This is a genomic window from Alcanivorax sp. UBA3183 (assembly GCF_002364155.1).
Lineage (GTDB): Bacteria > Pseudomonadota > Gammaproteobacteria > Pseudomonadales > Alcanivoracaceae > Alcanivorax > Alcanivorax jadensis.
On the sequence record NZ_DEXN01000040.1, the window covers coordinates 1 to 817 of the forward strand.

Consider the following 817-nt stretch of genomic DNA (forward strand, 5'->3'; position numbering starts at 1 on the left):
TTCAGGCCACGCTGAGTATGCAACGAGTTATTCAGAGTCTCCTCAGGGCCGTGCAGAACGAACACTGTGTGTCGGGCTGGCGGCGCCAAGGACTTGTACCGGGAGGTGCCCATGACTCAGGCTCACCGGCAACACCCTGGCGGGAACAATGTGGTTCCCTTCTCTCCACGCCGCAAAGCGGCACAGCCCCCCATTTTGCGTCTTTCCCCGGAATACGATGGCATTGAGCTGTTGTACGCCAATGACCACCACCCGGATAAACTCTTTTCCCTGAAAATTCTGGCCTGGGCTCGTCTCGCCAATGGCGACACGGTGGCCATGGTCCCCTGGCTGAAAGAGCCGGTGACCGCCATGGCGCTGGCGGACCCTCTGAACGGCCGCTGGGAAGGCTACCGACTGCCGGAAAGCGACTACCTGTTCGTTGATGCTCCCGAGCACAAGGTACAGGAGCTGGATGCGGCACTGGGCTTCTTTGGCAAACCCCGGCCCGGCGATCAGACGATTCAGGAAATCCCCGACACCATCGGCACCCACGCGGTGTTTTCCGAGGATGGCTTCCACACCATCAGCCTGATGGAGGTGGTGAGCTGGCGGCTGACCGCAGACGGCACACTGGCCGCCATGGTGGCCGATGAAACCGGCACCATGGAAACCCCGGTACTACCTGGCGCCAAATGCCTGATCCAGGCCCAACAATTGCCGCACTTCCGTTACTTCTTCCAGCACGGCATCGCCAATAAACTGAAAGAACGTGACCCGGAAGCACTGGCCGCGGTGGCGATGCTTTCCAGGACCAATTGATAGTTGAGAATGGATA

General features: G+C 59.7%; 1 protein-coding gene. It reads left to right on the forward strand.

Annotated elements, in window-relative coordinates:
• The first annotated feature begins 111 nt into the window (after positions 1-111).
• Positions 112-801, forward strand: coding sequence for a hypothetical protein (locus B3Q33_RS12740; protein WP_035249619.1), 690 nt, complete (start codon positions 112-114; stop codon positions 799-801).
• The last annotated feature ends 16 nt before the right edge of the window (positions 802-817 follow it).